19 protein-coding genes are annotated in these 17,158 nt (G+C 59.7%); 1 reads left to right on the forward strand and 18 read right to left on the reverse strand.

Translation table 11 applies throughout. From position 1 onward, the window contains the following. Positions 1 to 22: 22 nt before the first annotated feature. The 15 genes from E0E20_RS08640 to E0E20_RS08710 form a co-directional block, all read right to left on the reverse strand. Positions 23 to 571 carry a BMC domain-containing protein gene (locus E0E20_RS08640; protein WP_130837800.1) on the reverse strand — a complete coding sequence of 183 codons (549 nt, stop codon included), beginning with the start codon at positions 569 to 571 and terminating at the stop codon, positions 23 to 25. After that, positions 571 to 1,905, reverse strand: a complete 1,335-nt coding sequence (locus E0E20_RS08645) for a 4Fe-4S dicluster domain-containing protein (protein WP_130837801.1) — start codon at positions 1,903 to 1,905, stop codon at positions 571 to 573. The genes E0E20_RS08640 and E0E20_RS08645 overlap by 1 nt, the downstream gene beginning before the upstream one ends. Before the next feature lie 2 nt (positions 1,906 to 1,907). Further along, a complete protein-coding gene (locus tag E0E20_RS08650; protein ID WP_130837802.1) occupies positions 1,908 to 2,174 on the reverse strand; it encodes a EutN/CcmL family microcompartment protein in 267 nt (88 codons plus the stop codon). Between the two features lie 182 nt (positions 2,175 to 2,356). Continuing rightward, positions 2,357 to 2,977 carry a phosphate propanoyltransferase gene (gene pduL / locus E0E20_RS08655; RefSeq protein WP_130837840.1) on the reverse strand — a complete coding sequence of 207 codons (621 nt, stop codon included), beginning with the start codon at positions 2,975 to 2,977 and terminating at the stop codon, positions 2,357 to 2,359. A 138-nt stretch (positions 2,978 to 3,115) separates the two neighbouring features. Continuing rightward, entirely contained in the window at positions 3,116 to 3,394 is a 279-nt protein-coding gene (locus E0E20_RS08660; RefSeq protein WP_130837803.1) for a BMC domain-containing protein, read from the reverse strand. 99 nt (positions 3,395 to 3,493) lie between these two features. Continuing rightward, the gene (locus tag E0E20_RS08665; RefSeq protein WP_130837804.1) at positions 3,494 to 3,865 is read right to left on the reverse strand and encodes a BMC domain-containing protein; all 372 of its coding nucleotides are present in this window, start codon (positions 3,863 to 3,865) and stop codon (positions 3,494 to 3,496) included. Between the two features lie 15 nt (positions 3,866 to 3,880). Beyond that, the gene (locus tag E0E20_RS08670) at positions 3,881 to 4,159 is read right to left on the reverse strand and encodes a BMC domain-containing protein (protein ID WP_130837805.1); all 279 of its coding nucleotides are present in this window, start codon (positions 4,157 to 4,159) and stop codon (positions 3,881 to 3,883) included. A 150-nt stretch (positions 4,160 to 4,309) separates the two neighbouring features. Continuing rightward, complete coding sequence (locus tag E0E20_RS08675; RefSeq protein ID WP_130837806.1) at positions 4,310 to 4,627, reverse strand: BMC domain-containing protein; 318 nt, start codon at positions 4,625 to 4,627, stop codon at positions 4,310 to 4,312. A 36-nt stretch (positions 4,628 to 4,663) separates the two neighbouring features. Continuing rightward, positions 4,664 to 5,905, reverse strand: coding sequence for a zinc-binding dehydrogenase (locus tag E0E20_RS08680; protein ID WP_130837807.1), 1,242 nt, complete (start codon positions 5,903 to 5,905; stop codon positions 4,664 to 4,666). A 34-nt stretch (positions 5,906 to 5,939) separates the two neighbouring features. Then, positions 5,940 to 7,331 carry an aldehyde dehydrogenase family protein gene (locus tag E0E20_RS08685; protein WP_130837808.1) on the reverse strand — a complete coding sequence of 464 codons (1,392 nt, stop codon included), beginning with the start codon at positions 7,329 to 7,331 and terminating at the stop codon, positions 5,940 to 5,942. 21 nt (positions 7,332 to 7,352) lie between these two features. Next, positions 7,353 to 8,210: a class II aldolase/adducin family protein gene (locus tag E0E20_RS08690; protein ID WP_130837809.1), complete on the reverse strand. Its 858-nt coding sequence runs from the start codon at positions 8,208 to 8,210 to the stop codon at positions 7,353 to 7,355. Positions 8,211 to 8,302: 92 nt separating this feature from the next. Beyond that, entirely contained in the window at positions 8,303 to 8,749 is a 447-nt protein-coding gene (locus tag E0E20_RS08695; protein WP_130837810.1) for a EutP/PduV family microcompartment system protein, read from the reverse strand. 11 nt (positions 8,750 to 8,760) lie between these two features. Then, positions 8,761 to 9,132, reverse strand: a complete 372-nt coding sequence (locus tag E0E20_RS08700) for a BMC domain-containing protein (protein WP_130837811.1) — start codon at positions 9,130 to 9,132, stop codon at positions 8,761 to 8,763. Positions 9,133 to 9,136: 4 nt separating this feature from the next. Next, positions 9,137 to 9,934, reverse strand: coding sequence for a glycyl-radical enzyme activating protein (locus E0E20_RS08705; RefSeq protein ID WP_130837812.1), 798 nt, complete (start codon positions 9,932 to 9,934; stop codon positions 9,137 to 9,139). A gap of 18 nt (positions 9,935 to 9,952) precedes the next feature. Beyond that, on the reverse strand, positions 9,953 to 12,490 hold the full coding sequence (locus E0E20_RS08710) for a glycyl radical protein (RefSeq protein ID WP_130837813.1): 2,538 nt from the start codon (positions 12,488 to 12,490) through the stop codon (positions 9,953 to 9,955). A 305-nt stretch (positions 12,491 to 12,795) separates the two neighbouring features. Between E0E20_RS08710 and E0E20_RS08715 the strand changes: the two genes are divergently transcribed. Next, positions 12,796 to 13,527, forward strand: a complete 732-nt coding sequence (locus tag E0E20_RS08715; protein ID WP_242622733.1) for a PHP domain-containing protein — start codon at positions 12,796 to 12,798, stop codon at positions 13,525 to 13,527. Positions 13,528 to 13,547: 20 nt separating this feature from the next. Here E0E20_RS08715 and rhaD read toward each other — a convergent pair whose 3' ends face one another. The 3 genes from rhaD to E0E20_RS08730 all read right to left on the reverse strand — a co-directional run bounded on the left by rhaD (position 13,548) and on the right by E0E20_RS08730 (position 17,074). Continuing rightward, the gene (gene rhaD, locus E0E20_RS08720; RefSeq protein ID WP_130837815.1) at positions 13,548 to 14,390 is read right to left on the reverse strand and encodes a rhamnulose-1-phosphate aldolase; all 843 of its coding nucleotides are present in this window, start codon (positions 14,388 to 14,390) and stop codon (positions 13,548 to 13,550) included. A gap of 95 nt (positions 14,391 to 14,485) precedes the next feature. Further along, a complete protein-coding gene (locus E0E20_RS08725) occupies positions 14,486 to 15,412 on the reverse strand; it encodes an AraC family transcriptional regulator (protein ID WP_130837816.1) in 927 nt (308 codons plus the stop codon). 15 nt (positions 15,413 to 15,427) lie between these two features. Then, on the reverse strand, positions 15,428 to 17,074 hold the full coding sequence (locus E0E20_RS08730) for a DUF3502 domain-containing protein (protein ID WP_130837817.1): 1,647 nt from the start codon (positions 17,072 to 17,074) through the stop codon (positions 15,428 to 15,430). Between the last annotated feature and the right edge of the window lie 84 nt (positions 17,075 to 17,158).

Raw genomic sequence — 17,158 nt, forward strand, 5'->3', positions numbered from 1 at the left:
TCTGCTCCGGTTCCGCGCCGCCTCAGATGATCCGCTCGCAGATCTGCGCATCCGGATTCGCAATGACGACCGAATCGAGATACATGCCGCTCTCCGCTGCGGACTGCTTCGCTTTCTCAATCGCGGCCTCGCAGGCCGCCACCTCTCCCGTGAGCACAAGGAATGACTTGCCGCACATTCCCTTTGCCACACGCAGCTCTATCAGCTCCACGACCGCCGTCTTGGCCGCCGCGTCCGCCGCCACGATGATCGAGGCAACATCATAGGTTTCCAGTATTCCCAGAGCCCGCACATTGCCGATATCCGCCGCGCCGTAAAGCGCCGGGAAGATCGACTCGTGGGGGTTGCCCAGCACAAAGCTGTCGATGTAGTGCTCGGAAAAGCTCCGGCTCCCGACCTCGACCGCCGACTTTACCGCAGACAGCTCTCCGGCAATCAGCGCGATATACTTGCCCGGGCATACGGTCTGTGCTTCCAGTATCTCCACTGCCGCCGTCTTAACCATCTGATCCGCCGCCGCAATTCCCGACGGCGTCGTCTTAAATTCAATCATCCCGATGGCTCTGCTCATCACCGCACCTCTTCCGTAATGACAATACCGCGTTCCGTGACCTCAGCGACCCGGCCGCTGATGGAGGCGTGTACCGGCACGCTGAGTCCCTGCCCCGGCTCCCCGATCCGCTGGCCGCGAAGCACCGTGTCGCCTGCCGCGACGCAGGGCTTTGCCGGCGCTCCGATGTGCTGCGCCATCGGAATCAAAACTTTTTTCACCCGAATCGTTTCGTCCTCGAGCGGAGCCGGCACATCGTAGCGGGAAAGCCCGAGCCGCGCTTCCAGCCGCTTCTCCGGGGCTTTCCGGTATTCCCTCGCGCTGTCTGCCGGTCCGGGCTGAACACCCTGCGGCGCCTTAACGCCTTTCGCGCGCAGCCGGTTCTTATACTCCGTGATGAGGGTTCGGGGCGCCAGTCCCTGCGGGCAGGAATACAGCTCGCACAGGCCGCAGGAGCAGCAGAAAAACGTATTCAGAAACACCTCTGCCTGCTGATAGTCCTGATTCGCGGCGCTGCGCATGAACAGATGCGGCTCGATCGGATGCCCCAGCGCATGGCGGGGGCACAGATCCGTGCACATCCGGCACTGACAGCAGATCGACGCCGCCCTTTTCAGATCGATGGAGACCGGCGCTTTCATGCGCTGAATGAGATAATGCTCCTCCGGCAGCACAAGAAGCGCGTTCGTCGTCTTGGTCACGGGGTCCGAGGGACTGCCGAAGCGCCCCATCATCGGGCCGCCGACGAGAAAGGCCGGGCGCTTCACCAGCGCGCCGCCTGCCCTCTCCACCAGCTCCGACAGCGGCGTGCCCAGCGGGACACGGAGCGTGACGGGCTTTTTCACCTCGCCGACGATCGTGACCAGCTTGTCCACAACCGGCGTCGCTTTCCGCATTCCGCGCCAGACATTGAACACCGTCTCAACATTATATACGATGACGCCCTGCTCGATCGGAAGTCCCCCCGGGCGGATGCGCCGGCCGGTGCACTCATAGATCAGGACGACCTCGTCGCCCATGGGATAGACGCCCGGAAGCTCGTGAATCCGAAGCTCCGGGAACCGGTCGATATGCGTCCGGACTGCCCGGATGGTTTCCCGGTACTCCGATTTGATGCCGATGACGCCCTCTTTCGCACCGACCGCCTGCACGATCTGCGAAAAGGTCTCCAGTATTTCCTCCGGATAGGCTCCGAAGAGCTGCCGATGGAGCTTCAGAAGCGGCTCACACTCCGCACAGTTCAGGAGAATCGTGTCGGCCTCCGCGTTCAGCTTGGCATAGCTGGGGAAGCCTGCTCCGCCTGCTCCGACGACGCCGTTCTCCCTCATGATTCCGCTCAGTTCTCTGATGTCCATGATTATCCCAGACCGTTCTCCTCATCGACGATGCCGACAATTGCCGCATCAATCGGCGATGTGTCCTGCCCGCAGCCGATGCGCGCCGCACTTCCGGTAGCCACAAGAACCATTTCTCCCACGCCGGCGCCGATCGTATCGACCGCCACCATGCGCTGACCGCCGCTGTGCATAACGTCAAGCGCCTCGACAATGGCAAACTTGCTGCCGACAAGGTTGCTGCTCTTGCGGGTCGAGATCAGACTTCCCACCACTTTTCCTACTATCATGGTATTCTCCAATGACGAAGCATTCCCCGGCGAGGCACGCAACGCAAAAGCACCCTGCACCGGCGCGCAGGCTGCCGAGCCGCTCTGCGGCTCATGCCATCCCTCCACCTGACAGCATTTTTCGCTTGCTGAAAGGTCCGCGCAGGCGGTTTTGCGATTGCGATCAGGGGTTATTTGCTCTGTTACAGAATATCCTTTACGATGACCGCGGTATCGCCCTGCGCGATATGGCTCGCATTCGCCTCATCCGTGTCAATGTGCATCTCGAGCGTAAAGGCGGGATCCACGCGGATCTTCACACGGTTGAATACCGTCCCCCGGTCGTTGTCCACCCGCACCGAGACATAATCGCCGTCATGCACTCCGGCCGCCGCCGCATCCGCGGGATTCATGTGGATATGCCGCGCCGCGATGATGCAGCCCTCTTTCAAATACAGAGCACCCTGCGGCCCCACGACCGCGATCGGCGCGCTTCCGGCCACGTCGCCGGACTCGCGGACCGGAGCCTTGATCCCCAGCTTCACCGCATCCGTCGCAGAAATCTCAACCTGCGAGCGCCGGCGGACCGGTCCGAGAATACGGACATTTTCAATGGCCCGGAGCTTCAGGCCCACGATTGTGACCTGCTCGTTGGCGGCAAACTGCCCGCCCATGAGCTCCTTTTTCTTCGTGAGCTGATACCCCGCGCCGAACAGTGTCTCCACATCCTCCTGCGTCAGATGAATGTGGCGGGCAGACACGCCGATCGGAACGATATAACCCTGCCCCTCTCCCTCTTTCTGCTGTATGGATTCCAGAACCATTCTTGTAATGGCCTCAATCTCATTTGTCTGCAATGTCGTCTGCAATGCCCCCACCTGCTCTCTTTTCCTGCGATCCTTTATTTTTTCTTACGACAGCGGGCAGCCCCAAAGCGCAGGGCCGCCTGCCGGTCACACCGATCAGCTCAGTTTGGGAAGAATCATCTCGACGTCATTGTGCGGGCGAGGAATCACGTGTGTCGCAATGAGCTCGCCGAGTCTTCCGGCCGCTCCTGCGCCGGCCTCAACCGACGACTTGACCGCGCCGACATCACCGCGGACCATAACCGTCACCAGTCCGGAGCCGATTTTCTCGGTGCCGATCAGCGTCACGTTCGCCGCCTTGCACATCTGATCCGCCGCCTCGATCGCCGCGACAAGACCTCTGGTTTCGACCAATCCCAATGCTTCCTGTGTCATGCTTTTACCCTCCTTGGGTTTTTTGAATAAAATCCAGCCTTTTGCATTTGCTTCTTAATGAATCTGCTTCCGCAATGTCCGCTCCCGTCCGCGGCGCCGTCACACCTGCGACAGGTAGCTGTCCGCCTCCGGATCTCCTGTTTCCCGCTCGGCCGCGCCGCGAAGCTCCTCACGGGCGGCGTACTGCTTCTTCCAGCGCTGCGCGCTGAATTCCACCATTCGGACAATCTCCTCATGCGGGTTCGCGATGACGCCGCAGGCCACCGGTTTTTTGATCGCCCCGGCCTCTGCCGCCGCCACCGCCTCCGTACAGGCCGAGACGTCACCCTCGACGATCAGCGTGACCAGCCGTCCGCCGAGGCGTCTCTCCCATGTCGCAAGCGTGACGTCCGCCGCTTTGCACATGATATCCAGCGCATCGACGGCAGCGACCACCCCCGTTATTTCAATCAATCCGTAGGATCTTCCCATTGCTGTCTCCGTGTCTTATCCGATGGTCGGAAGAATCTTCTCCACATCCTGATGCGGTCTCGGAATGACGTGCTGCGCGACCATCTCGCCGAGCGAGGACGCTCTCTGCGCGCCGGCCTCGACGGCAGCCTTGACCGCGCCGACATCGCCGCGCACCATGACCGTCACCAGTCCGGAGCCGATCTTCTCGGTGCCGATCAGTCTGACCTCGGCCGCCTTGGTCATCGCGTCCGCCGCCTCGATCGCCGCGGTAAGACCTCTTGTCTCAATCATTCCCAGTGCTTCGTATCCCATGTTTCTTTCCTCCTCTTGTGAAAGCCTTATACACCGTTCGTTTTGTTTTTTATGCTGTCAGCGGATGTCTGCCGCGGAGAGCGGCATGATCCGCAGAACATTTGCTTCTGACGGGCCTTTTCGTCCCGCCGCTTTTCTAACGCTTACCGCCTAGCGCTTGTCAAAGGCGCTGATCCCGAGCATTTTGAGCGTATCATCCGTCGGATTGGGGATGATGTAATGCTGCACGTACCCGGCCATCTCCTCTGCCTTTGCCATCGCCGCCTCCATGGCCGCCGTCACATCGGCGACCTCTCCGCGGAACTTCACACATACCAGCAGGGGCACCGGCAGCGAATCGGGATTCTTCGGCTTGTTTTTGTCGAATTTTTCCAGCCAGACATTGCCCGCCTTGACGCCGGCGTCCGCACAGCAGAACGCTGTGACCAGTCCGTATACCTCAATGATGCCTACCGCTTCGTTCCCCATGCTGTGCCTCCGCGGCGCTGCGCGCCCCTCCTCCGCTTACCGGTCGGCAAGCGAGGGGTCGCTCATGACCGCAATTTTAAGTCCTTTCTGCGCCAGGTTCGTCTCGAGAGCCTCGTTGATCCGCTCGAGCGGGAACTTGTGCGTGATCAGCTCCGTGACCGGAAGCCCGATCTTCTTCGCCCTGTCGAGAAAAGCAAAGGTATTGACGTAATCCCGCAGCGTGTACACCCATGATCCCACAATGGTCAGCTCCTTGGAGCAGATATCGAAATGAGGATTGATCGTGGCGTCGCCTCCGTTGATAAAGAAGCCGAGCTCGCACAGACCGCCGCCGCTGCGGATAAAGTGATAGATGTTGGAATGCGCTTTCGGATTGCCGGTGCACTGGAAGCCGAAATCGGCGAGCTGTCCGCCGAACGCCGCGCGCACGCCCTCCGTGAGCTGCTCAATGCCATCCGGAAAATCCGCGAAATTGACCGCCGCATCCGCGCCGAGGCGCTTTGCAAAGTCGAGCCTTACGGGATTTCCGTCGACCGCCACGATCTGGTTGACGCCCATCGTCCGGAGCACCGCGATGCAGAGCAGCCCTATGGGTCCGCAGCCCTGCACGACCACGCGGCTTGCGAAGCGCAGAATCCCGGTCGATTTTGCCCTCTCCACCGCGTGAACAAGAACCGCCGAGGGCTCGATCAGGATGCGCGAATCCAGATCCAGATGGCTGACATTGAAGAACGTCGAGCCGAACGCGCCGCCGCGGATGAAAATATAATCCGCGAACCATCCGTTGAGGTGAACGTCGTCGTCCGGAAGCAGTCCGTAAACGTCCGCGCCGCCCACATTCTTCCGATTGAGGTCGTAGGTCGTGATTTCCGGATCGTCCTTGAAGATCATGCAGGTCACGATCTTGTCGCCGATTTTGACCTCCTTGCCCGCGCTGTCTTTCCGGACGTTCTTTCCCATCGCCACAATCGTGCCGGTGCCCTCATGGCCGAGCGCCACGGGGATGAGCCCGAAAGGATCCCTCTTGAACTCATGGGCGTCCGTGCCGCAGACGCCGGTGCCCTCTACCTTTACCAGAATATCATCATCTCCCAGCGGAGGAACAGGGTATTCCTTGATGTCAAAGTGTCCTGTGGACGTCAGCACCGCGACATGCGCCGTCTTCGGCACCGCCGGCACGCCGCCTGCCGGGGCGGACGCCGCGGACGGGGCATGCACAGGAGCCTGCATGCTCTCCAGAACCGCCCTTACAATTTGTTCTATATTCTGCTGATCCATGGATCTCTCCTTTCTTCTGATCCGGCTGCGCCCCTCAGCGGATGCACAGGCTGTCGGACATCACGCAGCGTCTCGCTTTCGTGAACGATTTGGCACTCGTCAGTCCCTCGCCGGTGCGGCTCGCAATCGTAAAGGTGCAGATGCTCTCTCCGCCGAAGCCCAGCGCCGAGTAGGAGGGGCCGTTCTTCACAAGGATCGCCGTGTCCATTGCCCGCGCATAGCGCGTGATACGGTCCACATTCTTGGAATGGATGTGCGCGGAATGGCGGTTCCCGTGCTCCAGCCAGACCGCCGTCTCCAGAGCCTCGTCAAAATCCCTGACCCGGACCATTCCGAGAATCGGCATCATCAGCTCCTCTGTGATCAGGGGATGCTCTTTCGGGCCCTCAAACACGATGCAGCGGATGTTGTCCGGAACCTCGACACCGACCATGGCGAGGAGCTTTTTTGCGCTGCGCCCGACGCACCTACGGTTGAGACGGCCTTTCTCATCCATGACCGTGTGCACGAGCTTCTCCTGAATCTCCTTTGACGCCAGATAGCAGCCCTGCTCGCTGATCATGCAGTTCATCAGCTCATCCGCAATGGAATCCACCGCGACGATCTCCTTTTCCGCGATGCATGGGAGATTGTTGTCAAAGGTGCAGCCGTTGACGATGTCCTGCGCCGCCTTGCGGATATCCGCCGTCTCGTCGACAAGCGCCGGCGGATTGCCGGCTCCGGCTCCGATCCCTTTCTTGCCGCTTGAGAGCACCGCCGTGACGACCCCGGGGCCGCCCGTTGCCACAAGGAGCGGTATCTTGGGCGACTTCATCATGATGCCGCTCGTCTCCAGCGTGGGCTTCTCGACCGTGCAGGCGATGTTGTCCGGCCCGCCGGCCTCGAGAGAGGCCTCGTTCACCATGTTCACCGTAAAGATAGATGTCTTGATCGCCTGCGGATGGGGATTGAACACGACGGTATTGCCGCCGGCCACCATGCCTATCGTATTGCACAGCACCGTCTCCGATGGATTCGTGCAGGGGGTGATCGCTCCGATCACACCGAACGGCCCCATTTCCACCAGTGTAAGCCCCCGGTCGCCCGAGTAGGCCTCCGTCCTGATATCCTCCGTTCCCGGCACCTTATCGGCGACCAGATGATGCTTGAGGATCTTGTCGCCGACATTTCCCATGCCGGTTTCATCCACGCCCATTCTCGCGATGATCTCCGCGTTCTCGCGTATTTTTCTGCGAATGACGGAAATGATCTTCTCCCTCTGATCCATGGACAGGCCGCGGACGATCCGCTGCGACGCCTCAGCCGCGTCGATTGCCTCCTCCATGGTCCGGAAGACGCCGTGCATCCCGGCGGAGGGGCTGGAAATATTCATTTTGGCCAGAACCTCTCTTACGATGTCCTGCACCATGCTTTCATTGATTTCCATGCTGCACTCCTCTGTCCGTAATTACTTTCCAAGCTGCTCCAGAACGCGGCGCGTGATCTCCGCGATCACCTCCGGGCTCTGCGCTCTGTTGTCCACATGCATATCTGTCGTGCCGTGTACAGAAGATGTGCCCGCAGGCATGCCCGGCGCCTTTTCCGCGCTGCACCCTCCGCTGCAGTTGTGGCAGTTCATGCGGTCCTTGTTGAGGCACAGATTGGCCGGGTGCTTGCCGGGAAGTCCCATCTGGCGGCGGATCTCATAGAGCTTCTGCACCGTGGCCTGGTCAAACTCCTTAGGGCCGCCGAGCATCTTCGACTGATAGAGGAGCTGTGCGTAGAACTCGACTGACTCCATCTTGAGATACGCCGCCAGCAGATCCGTGGACCAGGTCAGCGCGCCGTGGCTCTCAAGGAGAACCGCATCATAGTAGGGAAGATACTTTTCCAGTCTGTCCGGAATTTCGTTCGTGGAGGGCGTACCGTACTCGGCGATCGGAACGCAGCCGAGGGCGATGACCGCTTCCGGCATGATCGGCTGGGTCAGCGGAATGCCCGCGATGGCAAAGCTGGTCGCATAGACGGGATGCGCGTGCACAACGCTCCCGACATCGGGACGGAGCTTGTATACACGCATGTGCATCTTGATCTCCGATGAGGGACGGAAGCCCTTGTTCGCCTGAATGACATTTCCGTTCTCGTCGACCTTACAGATGTAGTCGGGCGTCATGAAGCCCTTGGAAACACCGGTCGGCGTGCAGAGAAACTCATGATCATTCAGCTTGACGGAGATATTTCCGTCATTCGCCGCGACCATGTTCCGGTTGTAGATTCTCTTGCCGATGTCACAGATCTGTTTTTTGATCTCATACTCGTTGACCATTTCCTGTTGCCCTCCTTACGGCTGCCAATATGTTTTGCACTGATATTCAGGGACGGCGCGCCGTGTGCCGCTGTGCCGTCCGGATAACCGGATCATCGCGCCCGCCGTTCTCCGGGTTCCTGCAGATAATCCAGAATATCGCCGATTCCCTCCCCGCTCACGGAGTCGACCCGGAAAATTCTCCGGCATCCCGCAAGGCGGAGCCAGCGCTCGGCCCTGTCGGGCCTTGCGTTTCTGTCATGGATCTGTGTGACAATCCCGATACATTCCCGGTTCGCCGTGCTGGTGCACAGCGGCGGGAAGAGGCAGTAGGGTTCTTTTGCGGAGCACAGGAGCCCCACAACGTCCGCCTCATAGGTATAGACCGCGAGCGCATGCCCCAGCCGCGCGGTCTGCGCGTACTCGCCCGGCGTGTCGATCACAGCGCCGTGCAGCTGTACATACTGCGTTTTCTGATATTCCGTTTTCCGGCCGGTCAGCGCCTGCATCAGCGTGGTCTTGCCCGCTTCGCTCCGACCGATCAGGATCAGCTTCCTCAAGCAGCGCTCCTCTAGGTTTTCGTGACCGGACAGACCGCAAAGCCCAGCCGTTCCCTGCAGTAATCCAGCACCGCGTTTGTCGAGGCCTCCACCTCGGAAACTGTCCCGGTGATGATGAGCGAACCGCTGAAGCGGTCGACGAAGCCAAGCGACGCGCCCGAGGCCTTGGTCGCAACATCCGCGATCACAATAGCCGTCTCGGCCGGTGAAATCGTCATGACGCCGATCGCCGACCGGGAGTGATCCTCCGCGGGGTCGAGCCCCAGCTTGATATAGAGCGTTTCATCCGGACTCGCAATGATGTGGGCCAGCGTAATCTGCTTTCCCGGCACCAGCTCCTGTATGATCCGCTGCTTGCGGTCTTCTACGTCAAATGCCGCCATAGCGTTACCCTCCGATCCGGCATTCCAGTCCCGAGCCGGCCTCCGCGATCTTTTTCAGCATCAGCATGTGCTCCCTGTCCGGCGGGGAAATATCCGGAAGTCCGTACTCTCTCCCCAGCCCCGCGTATTTATCGAGGCCCAGCCGGTGATACGGCAGAAGATGGAGCCTCGCCACATTCGGGAGACTCCCCGCAAATTCCGCGATCGCCCGGATCTCCTCCGGGCTGTCGTTGAATGTCGGGATTGTCGGCACCCGGATCGAGAGCTCCGTCATCCCGGACTTTGCGATCCGTCTCGCGTTTTCAAGGATCCGCTCGTTCGGAACACCCGTAAAGCGCTTATGCTTTGCCGAATCCATGTGCTTGATATCCAGAAGATACTGATCGAGATACGGCAGAAGCTCCTCAATCGCCCGGTACTCCGAAAAGGCCGTGCTCTCCGCCGCCGTGCTGATTCCCGCGGACTTGGACGCCCGGAGCAGATCCCTTGCAAATTCCTGCTGAAACAGCATCTCCCCGCCCGACAGCGTGAGTCCGCCGCCGGTTCTCCGGTAATAGGGGCGGTCCTTCTGCACCGTCTCCATCACCTCTTCGACGGTGACGTCCCGGCCGATGGTCTTCGGCTTTCCCTGCACCGTCATCGTCTCGACATCGTAGTGCTGCGACTCGGGATTGCAGCACCAGCGGCAGCGGAGAAAGCAGCCTTTCAGGAACACAATCGTCCGGATTCCGTACCCGTCATGGATCGAATACCGCTGTATGTCGAAGATCCGGCCCTTTGTCTGTAAGTAATCCTCGGCCATGTTCGCCCTTTCGCTTCTCTATTCCGTCGACGCCTGCTCCGTCCGGGAAATGATATCGTCCTGGAGCGAGCGCGAGAGTGTGGTGAACAGCGCGCTGTACCCCGCGACACGAACCACCAGATGCTGATAATTCTCCGGGTGCTTCTGGGCGTCCAGCAGCGTGTCCCGGTCTACGACATTGAACTGCATATGGAAACCCTTTTGGTCAAAAAAGCCGCGGATCATATTGATGAAATTATCCAGCCCGCTTTCTCCGGACAGCGCCGACGGGTGAAATTTCATATTGAACAGCGTGCCGTTCGAGGCGATCATGTGATCGAGCTTCGCCACCGAATTGCAGGCCGCCGTCGGGCCGTTCACGTCCGTTCCCACATAGGGCGAAACGCCGTCCGCCACCGGCGTGTGCGCGAGGCGCCCGTCCGGCGTCGCTCCGGTCTGCGCCCCCAGCGGAACGTTGGCCGAGACCGGGTACATCCCCGCCTGATACTGACCGCCCCGGGGGTTCCGGAACGTTTCGATCGGCTTCGAGTAACAGTACGCCGCCTCCCGCGCGAACGCATCCACCTCCGGGTCGTCGTTGCCGAATTTTGGCAGCGCCTTGATCATCTCCCAGATCTCCGTGAATCGCGCTTTTTCCTCCTCGGAAATACCCTCCCGCAGGATCGCGGCCGCGACCGCCGGGATACTCTCCTCGGAAACATTCTGCCCCTGCGCCCGCATATCGCGGATCGCCTCGGTCGCAAGTGCCGCCGCGCCGTCGGCGTCAAGCCCCTGCCCGAAATTGAATTTCAGAGCCTTTTTCAGCTCTTTCATCGTCACCGTCTTCTCATCGAAGACGAGCTTTTTCACCGCGTAGAGCGCGTTCCCCACGTTGGCGATGCCAAAGCCCTGCGGCCCTGTGAAATTGAAGTGCGCGCCACCCTCCTCGAGGCAGAGCCCCTTGTCCATGCAGTCGTCGATCAGGCAGGATTCAAACGGGTTCGGCGTCAGCGTCGCATGCGCGACGTCGATGGCGTTGTCGGAATTGACGAGGAGGCTGATCAGATATTTCATCTGCTCCTGATATGCCCGGAAAAACTCGTCATACGACTGCATCTCCTCGACCTCTCCGGTCCGGATCGAAATCTGCTCTCCCAGATCGCGGCCGTTCGAGAACACCAGCTCCAGCGGTCTGCACATATTGAAGAACGCCGCGTCGTGCCAGCCGTCCGTCTTGCCCGGAACCTGCGGCTCCACGCAGCCGATGATCGAATAATTCCGCGCCTCGCGGAGAGAAATGCCGCGGTCCATCATCGCCGGAATGATCGCCTCGTCGTTATAGTAGGCCGGCAGTCCGATGCCCGTCCGCGTGAGCGACGCCGCGTGCATCAGCAGGTCGTGCGGAGAGCCGTTCCAGACGCGGATCGACAGCGACGGCATCGGGAGGAACACATGCTTCGACGCGGTGATGCACATGAACGAAACGTCGTTCGTCGCATCCTCCCCCTCTCCGGTCTGCCCGCCGACAATGAGATTCTGGAACAGGGAATATCCGGCAAAGCCCTTGGCGCTCGCGGCATCCCGGCACTTGTTGAGATCGTTCAGCTTGACCCAGATGCAGTCGATCAGCTCCTGCGCCGCCCCTCTGGTGATCCGCCCCGCCTCGAGGTCACGCTGCAGGAACGGATTCATATACTGGTCAAAACGCCCCGGCGAAATGGAATGTCCCGAGGACTCGATCTGAAGCACCTGCTGAATGAACCAGAAGCTCTGACAGGCCTCCCCGAAGCTCTGCGCCGGGTATTCCGGAACGCGCCGGCAGTTCTCCGCAATCGTCATGAGCTCCGTCCGGCGCGCCGCATCCGCGGTCTTTTCCGCCAGCTCAGAAGCCAGCGCCGCATAGCGCCGCGCATACTCGATCACCGCCTGACAGGAAATGATGACCGCCTGCAGCATAGTAGACTTGCGGACATAGTCCTGATCGCCCGGCTGCATGGCCGCGAGCTTCCCCGCCGCCTCGTCGCTGATCCCGCGCAGGCCCGCGTTCAGTACCTTTTCATACTGGCAGGTATAATGTCCGATGCCGTTGTAATAATAATTTCCCGTTGTGAAAATATTGTGCTCGATCGCCTTGTGCGTCTCCGGCGTCATGTAGGCGTCCGCCAGCTCGCTGGAGGTCTTTCCTTTCCAGTAGGCGTTCGCCTCATGGAGTTCCCGCTTCGTCTGCTCCGAAATGCGGAAGCGGTCGGCCTCGCGCGTCTCGACCGTATCAAACTCCGCCTCCAGCCACTCCCACGAAAATTCGGGATAGGTCTGGCAGCCGCGGGGTGCCAGCGTTGTGGAGCCGACCACCATCTCCCTGTCACGAATGACAATCGGAAGATGCTTCAGAATATGGTGCAGCGCCATGGCGCGGCGGAGGACAATCGGTTTCCCCTCTGTCGCACGATAGGACTCTGTAAGAAGGACCGCTCTCGCGGACTCGATCTCCGGCATCTTCGCAAACAGATCGGAAACCAGCTCCGCAATGCGTCCGGATTTCGGCAGCTCTGTCGAATAATACCTGTTCATTCGCATACCCCTTTGCCGCGTCCTTTGCGGCACTCGCGAGGAGAATTCCGCGCAGGCGAATTCTTCTCTGTGATCAAAATCGATGACGCTGTGCGCATCGACGGGTTGTGGTTTTGTGTTGTCTTCCGCTTTATTATAGAAAGCAATCCGTCATAAGTCAACATAGATTGTCGTTATTTCGTGTTGCTTTGTGCCGTTTTTGGGCTTTTTGCCGCCTGCATTGTTGAATTTTGTTATTCCGCGTGAGAGAATGGATTCGGACCGGCATTTTGAACCGGAGTTTCCGGAACAGACAGACTGGGGATATGGATATGATTGTCGACCTGCATACGCATACGATTGCCAGCGGCCACGGCACGCGCGACACCATCGCCGACATGGCAAAGGCAGCCGCCGCAAGGGGAATGGCCGTTCTCGGAATCACCGATCACGGGCCTGCCACCTGCGGGGCCGCCTCTGCATCTTACTTTATGAATCTTGGCAGCGCCCCCAGAGAGCGCTGCGGCGTCGCCGTTCTGTACGGCGCGGAGGTCAGTATTCTGGAGGGCGGCGCGCTCGACCTGCCCGATTCCGTGCTGGCGCGCCTCGACTACGTGATCGCCTCCATGCACATGCCGCCGCGCCGCAGATCCCGCGGCTCTCTGACCTCCGGTACCGCGGAGAGCAATACCGCCGACTACCTGAAAGCCATGGAAAACCCTTTCGTGCGGGTCATCGGCCACTGCGATAATTCACAGTTTCCCGCGGACTATGAGCGCATCGTCTCCGCCGCCGCCAAAAACGGCGTCATCATGGAGATCAACAACGCCTCCCTCATCCCCGGCGGCTGGCACCAGATTCCCGGCATCTCCAACGAAGACAATTACCGCCGCCTGCTTGCGCTCTGCCGGGAGCAGCGGGTGAAAATACTGATTTCCAGCGATTCCCACGGGAACAGGCACATCGGGGAGGCGCCCCTGGCCGAGGCGCTGGTCCGCGAGCTGCAATACCCGGAGGAGCTGATCGTGAACCGGCATCCGGAGATGGTTCTCAATGGCGCCTGACAAGCATGGAACGCGCGTCATCAGTCCGCCCCGCCGTTCTTTTCAAACAGGAAGCGCTCGTCCAACGTAATCGAAAAGCCCTTTTCCAGCGCGCGGAAGTTATCCGGCGTGATCGTCTGGCGCTTTTTATCCGTCATGGACATCACCTTGACAAGAATCTCCGCCGATTTCTCGATCGTGTGCATCAGGCCGAACGTCTCGTCAAAGGTCGCGCCGGAGCAGAACATGCCGTGCATGGCCCAGATGACTGCATTGTATTTTTCCATCAGGTGGCTCGTTGCAACGCCGATCTCCCGGCCTCCCGGGACCATCCAGTCGATCATGCCGATGCCCTCCGGAAAGACCACCGGGCACTCCGTCGCCATCTCCCACAGCTCTCTCGTAAAAATTTCATCTTTCAGCGGCAGGACAAAGGACAGCGCGATGATGTTCGTCGTGTGCGCATGATAGATGATCCGGTGCCGGCCGCCCGTCACGCGCTTTTTGACCTGATGGTTCAGAAGATGCGTCGGCAGCTCGCTGGTGGGTCTTCCGCCCTCCACATAGCCCCAGCAGAGACGGTAGTTCTCGCCCGTGCCGTCGATCTCGATGATCCCGAGGCAGGCCTCCGGATCCGGTCTGATATTGCGGAAAAAGCGCCCCGTTCCCGTGACAAGAAAGAACTCCCCGGCAAGCTCCGGCACCGCCGCGCCGATCGGCGACCATGCGGCGTTTTCCTGAAAGCGCTCCCGGATGGCTTCTACCTCATGGGCCCGGATCCGGTAGGAAAGATTTCCCCCGTTCCGCTCATGCCACCCCTGCTCATAGCCCTCCTGCGCCATGTCGATAAAGTCGTTGACGAACTTCGATTCCAGTACTCTCATGGACACCTCCTGCCGGAACTCTTCCTGTCAGAAATCCCTCTTCTGTCCCCGCCGGCTCTTTACTCACAGCGTACCACATCCCCGCGGACTGTCAATCAGACTCCCGCCTGCTCCCGGTACTCCGAGGGCGACATTCCCACACGCTTCCGGAACACCTTGCTGAAATAGCTGCTGTCATGAAAGCCGACGCTCTCCCCGATATCCGAGATGCGGAGCGATCCCGTCTTCATCAGCTCGCAGGCTCCCGCAATCCGTATCGTGCAGAGATAGGCAAAGATCGTCCTCCCCGTCGCTTTCCGGAACTGGCGGTTCATGTAATCGAAGCTTCCTCCGAAGCGCTCCTCCAGCCCCGCGCCACTGATCTCCTCTCCGTAGTGCGTATTGAGGTAATTGATCAGGCTGTGCAGACGCCGGATCGGCTCTCCCCCGGCCGTCTCTGCCGCAAGGCTCAGATACTGTCGCGACGCAAGAATCAGCGCAGCAAGAAACTCGCAGGCCACGAGCGCCTTGTAACCCTCTCGGCGATCGCGATGAACAGACAGCGCTTCTCCGATCCGGCTTTTCAGCTCGGAAAAGCCCACACCGCCCGCGTAGTTCGCATACTTCGGAAGAAGCAGACGCGGGCACAGCTCAGACGAAACGTCGCAGGGGTCGCTCCGGAGCGATTCCGTCCGGGCCCGCATCATGCGCTCGCAGAGCTTCTCGCGGCTTTCTCTCCTTTTTTCGATGCCCTCCCACATAAAATGGACATAGAAATAGGTGCATGCCGTCGCTCTTCTGCCGACATGCACCTTGTCCGGATCCAGAATCAGAATATCACCCGGCTTCAGATGAAAGCGGACGCCGTCCTCCTCCAGCTCCATGGAGCCGGCCGTCAGAAAATACAGGATATATTCTCCCGGGCGTCTTCTTCTGTGAATGTACGGCGGCTCGAGGTGCTCCTCTCCGATCAGCCGGACCGCGGGAAGCACCCCGCTGTTCAGAAGATAATAGCTGCTCTCCTGTTTCCGTTCCGCCGTCATGACCTGTCCTTTCGCCTATTTGTACAGCTCGTCAAACTGTCTCTGCAGCTCCTCCGTGACCGTTTCGATCCCGGCTTTCTGCAGATCGTCATGGAGCTTCTGCACCGCTTCCTCCGCCGTCATGCCCTGATCATCAAACTTGCCGTAGGCAATCAGCTTCATATCATTGGTATAGACCTCGTTGACGTTGTTGATCTGCGCCTGAATCGCATCCACATCCGGCACAAACTGCCCGTAGGGATAATCGATCGCCGCCGCATCCAGCTCCTCATACATCGGCTCGATAACATCCCAGTTTCTGGACGCGTCCCGGATCTCCAGATCGTCGTTCCGGCCCCACCAGTAGTTGGTCATCCCGTTGATATTCTGCGTGTCCGGATTGTAACCCTCCGGTGTGATGCGCAGGCCGTCCTCATTGACATCCCATGAAACGCCCTTGATTCCATAGTTGAACAGGCGGTAGCAGTCCGGATCGTTGCGGATGAGATCGTACACCATCAGCGCACGCTCCGGATTCTCCGATGCCGCGGAAACTGCCATCGCGCCGTGCGTAATGCTGAGCCGGACCACATTTCCCGTCTCCTCGCCGAACCAGAAGAAGCCGGATTCCGCGTCACTGTCGTCCGTGTAGATCTTGTTGTTGTCCGTGTGGGAGCAAAGATCCGTCCATGTCTGCGTGTGATGCTGCTCTGCCGCGACCTTACCGATCCGATAGTCGTCGCGGTTTGCCGTCGTGGTCTTGTTCAGAACGTCGGTGCTCCAGACGCCCATTTCATCCCACTTCGCCATTTCCTTTGCAAACGCGACCATCATATCCGTATCGTCATACTGAGGAACCGTGATGGTGTAGGGATCCGACTTGGTTCCTCCCCAGAGCGCGTTAGCCGTGATGCCGTCAATGGCGACAAAATCGCTGTGCGACGCCGTCCAGCCGCCTGCCAGCGTCCCGTAAGCCGTTCCGTCGGAATCCCACGCCATGATATCCGGATATGCCTTACGGACATAGGCAAAATACGCCGTCATATCTTCCCAGCTCTTCACCTCGTCAAGACCGGCCTCTTTCGCCCAGTCCGCGCGGTAAATGAAACCGTGATTGGTCCACTGTGCATAATTGTCCTCGGGCATGAGATAGATTTCGCCGTTGTACTTGCAGAGCTCCCAGTGCTCCGGAGAAACGCTCGCCCATGTCTTGGGTGCATAGGTTTTCAGCATGTTCTCGCTCAGCTCAAGGAACGCGCCGTCCTTGGCGTTCGGCCATGCGTCGAGCCAGTCGGAGGCCGTGCCGACAAGATCCACCGAGCCGTCCATCTGCGCCAGCGTCAGATTGTAATTCGCAAGCCAGTCCGTCCACGGAATGTAGTAAATCTGCAGCTCCGCATTGACCTTTTCCGTAAGGATGCCGTTCAGCTCCTCCATCATCCTGTTCAGATTTTCTTTCGCTTCTCCCTCCGGCGGATCGCCTGTCACCATGTAGTTGATCACCACATGCTCCGACGTGTCGATCGCCGCCGCTTCATCACCGGATGCCGCTGCTCCGCCGTCTACGGCAGCATCCGTCTCCGTACCGCTTCCGTCCGGCGCGGTGCGCCCCCCCTGGCCGCCACAGGCCGCAAGAGACGCCGCCATGGTGGTGATAAGAAATGCCGCTAGTACCTTCTTCATAAAAGTCCTCCAATCTCTGTGTTTGCAGTGTTTATATAACAGCCTCGCCGAAACGGCGAGGACAGCTGTCATCTTTTCCCCGGC

It is taken from the genome of Lachnoclostridium sp. Marseille-P6806, from assembly GCF_900625025.1.
GTDB lineage: Bacteria > Bacillota > Clostridia > Lachnospirales > Lachnospiraceae > CAG-791.

Bases quoted from the DNA above. Each gene is read 5' to 3' on its own strand.
- E0E20_RS08685 (WP_130837808.1), bottom strand. From the start codon at position 7,331: ATGGAAATCAATGAAAGCATGGTGCAGGACATCGTAAGAGAGGTTCTG.
- E0E20_RS08725 (WP_130837816.1), bottom strand. From the start codon at position 15,412: ATGACGGCGGAACGGAAACAGGAGAGCAGCTATTATCTTCTGAACAGC.
- E0E20_RS08645 (WP_130837801.1), bottom strand. From the start codon at position 1,905: ATGGACATCAGAGAACTGAGCGGAATCATGAGGGAGAACGGCGTCGTC.
- E0E20_RS08675 (WP_130837806.1), bottom strand. From the start codon at position 4,627: ATGGGGAACGAAGCGGTAGGCATCATTGAGGTATACGGACTGGTCACA.
- E0E20_RS08700 (WP_130837811.1), bottom strand. From the start codon at position 9,132: ATGGCGGCATTTGACGTAGAAGACCGCAAGCAGCGGATCATACAGGAG.
- pduL (WP_130837840.1), bottom strand. From the start codon at position 2,977: ATGGTTCTGGAATCCATACAGCAGAAAGAGGGAGAGGGGCAGGGTTAT.
- E0E20_RS08730 (WP_130837817.1), bottom strand. From the start codon at position 17,074: ATGAAGAAGGTACTAGCGGCATTTCTTATCACCACCATGGCGGCGTCT.
- E0E20_RS08680 (WP_130837807.1), bottom strand. From the start codon at position 5,905: ATGGATCAGCAGAATATAGAACAAATTGTAAGGGCGGTTCTGGAGAGC.
- rhaD (WP_130837815.1), bottom strand. From the start codon at position 14,390: ATGAGAGTACTGGAATCGAAGTTCGTCAACGACTTTATCGACATGGCG.
- E0E20_RS08640 (WP_130837800.1), bottom strand. From the start codon at position 571: ATGAGCAGAGCCATCGGGATGATTGAATTTAAGACGACGCCGTCGGGA.
- E0E20_RS08670 (WP_130837805.1), bottom strand. From the start codon at position 4,159: ATGGGATACGAAGCACTGGGAATGATTGAGACAAGAGGTCTTACCGCG.
- E0E20_RS08710 (WP_130837813.1), bottom strand. From the start codon at position 12,490: ATGCGAATGAACAGGTATTATTCGACAGAGCTGCCGAAATCCGGACGC.
- E0E20_RS08705 (WP_130837812.1), bottom strand. From the start codon at position 9,934: ATGGCCGAGGATTACTTACAGACAAAGGGCCGGATCTTCGACATACAG.
- E0E20_RS08650 (WP_130837802.1), bottom strand. From the start codon at position 2,174: ATGATAGTAGGAAAAGTGGTGGGAAGTCTGATCTCGACCCGCAAGAGC.
- E0E20_RS08665 (WP_130837804.1), bottom strand. From the start codon at position 3,865: ATGGGAAGATCCTACGGATTGATTGAAATAACGGGGGTGGTCGCTGCC.
- E0E20_RS08690 (WP_130837809.1), bottom strand. From the start codon at position 8,210: ATGGTCAACGAGTATGAGATCAAAAAACAGATCTGTGACATCGGCAAG.
- E0E20_RS08715 (WP_242622733.1), top strand. From the start codon at position 12,796: ATGATTGTCGACCTGCATACGCATACGATTGCCAGCGGCCACGGCACG.
- E0E20_RS08660 (WP_130837803.1), bottom strand. From the start codon at position 3,394: ATGACACAGGAAGCATTGGGATTGGTCGAAACCAGAGGTCTTGTCGCG.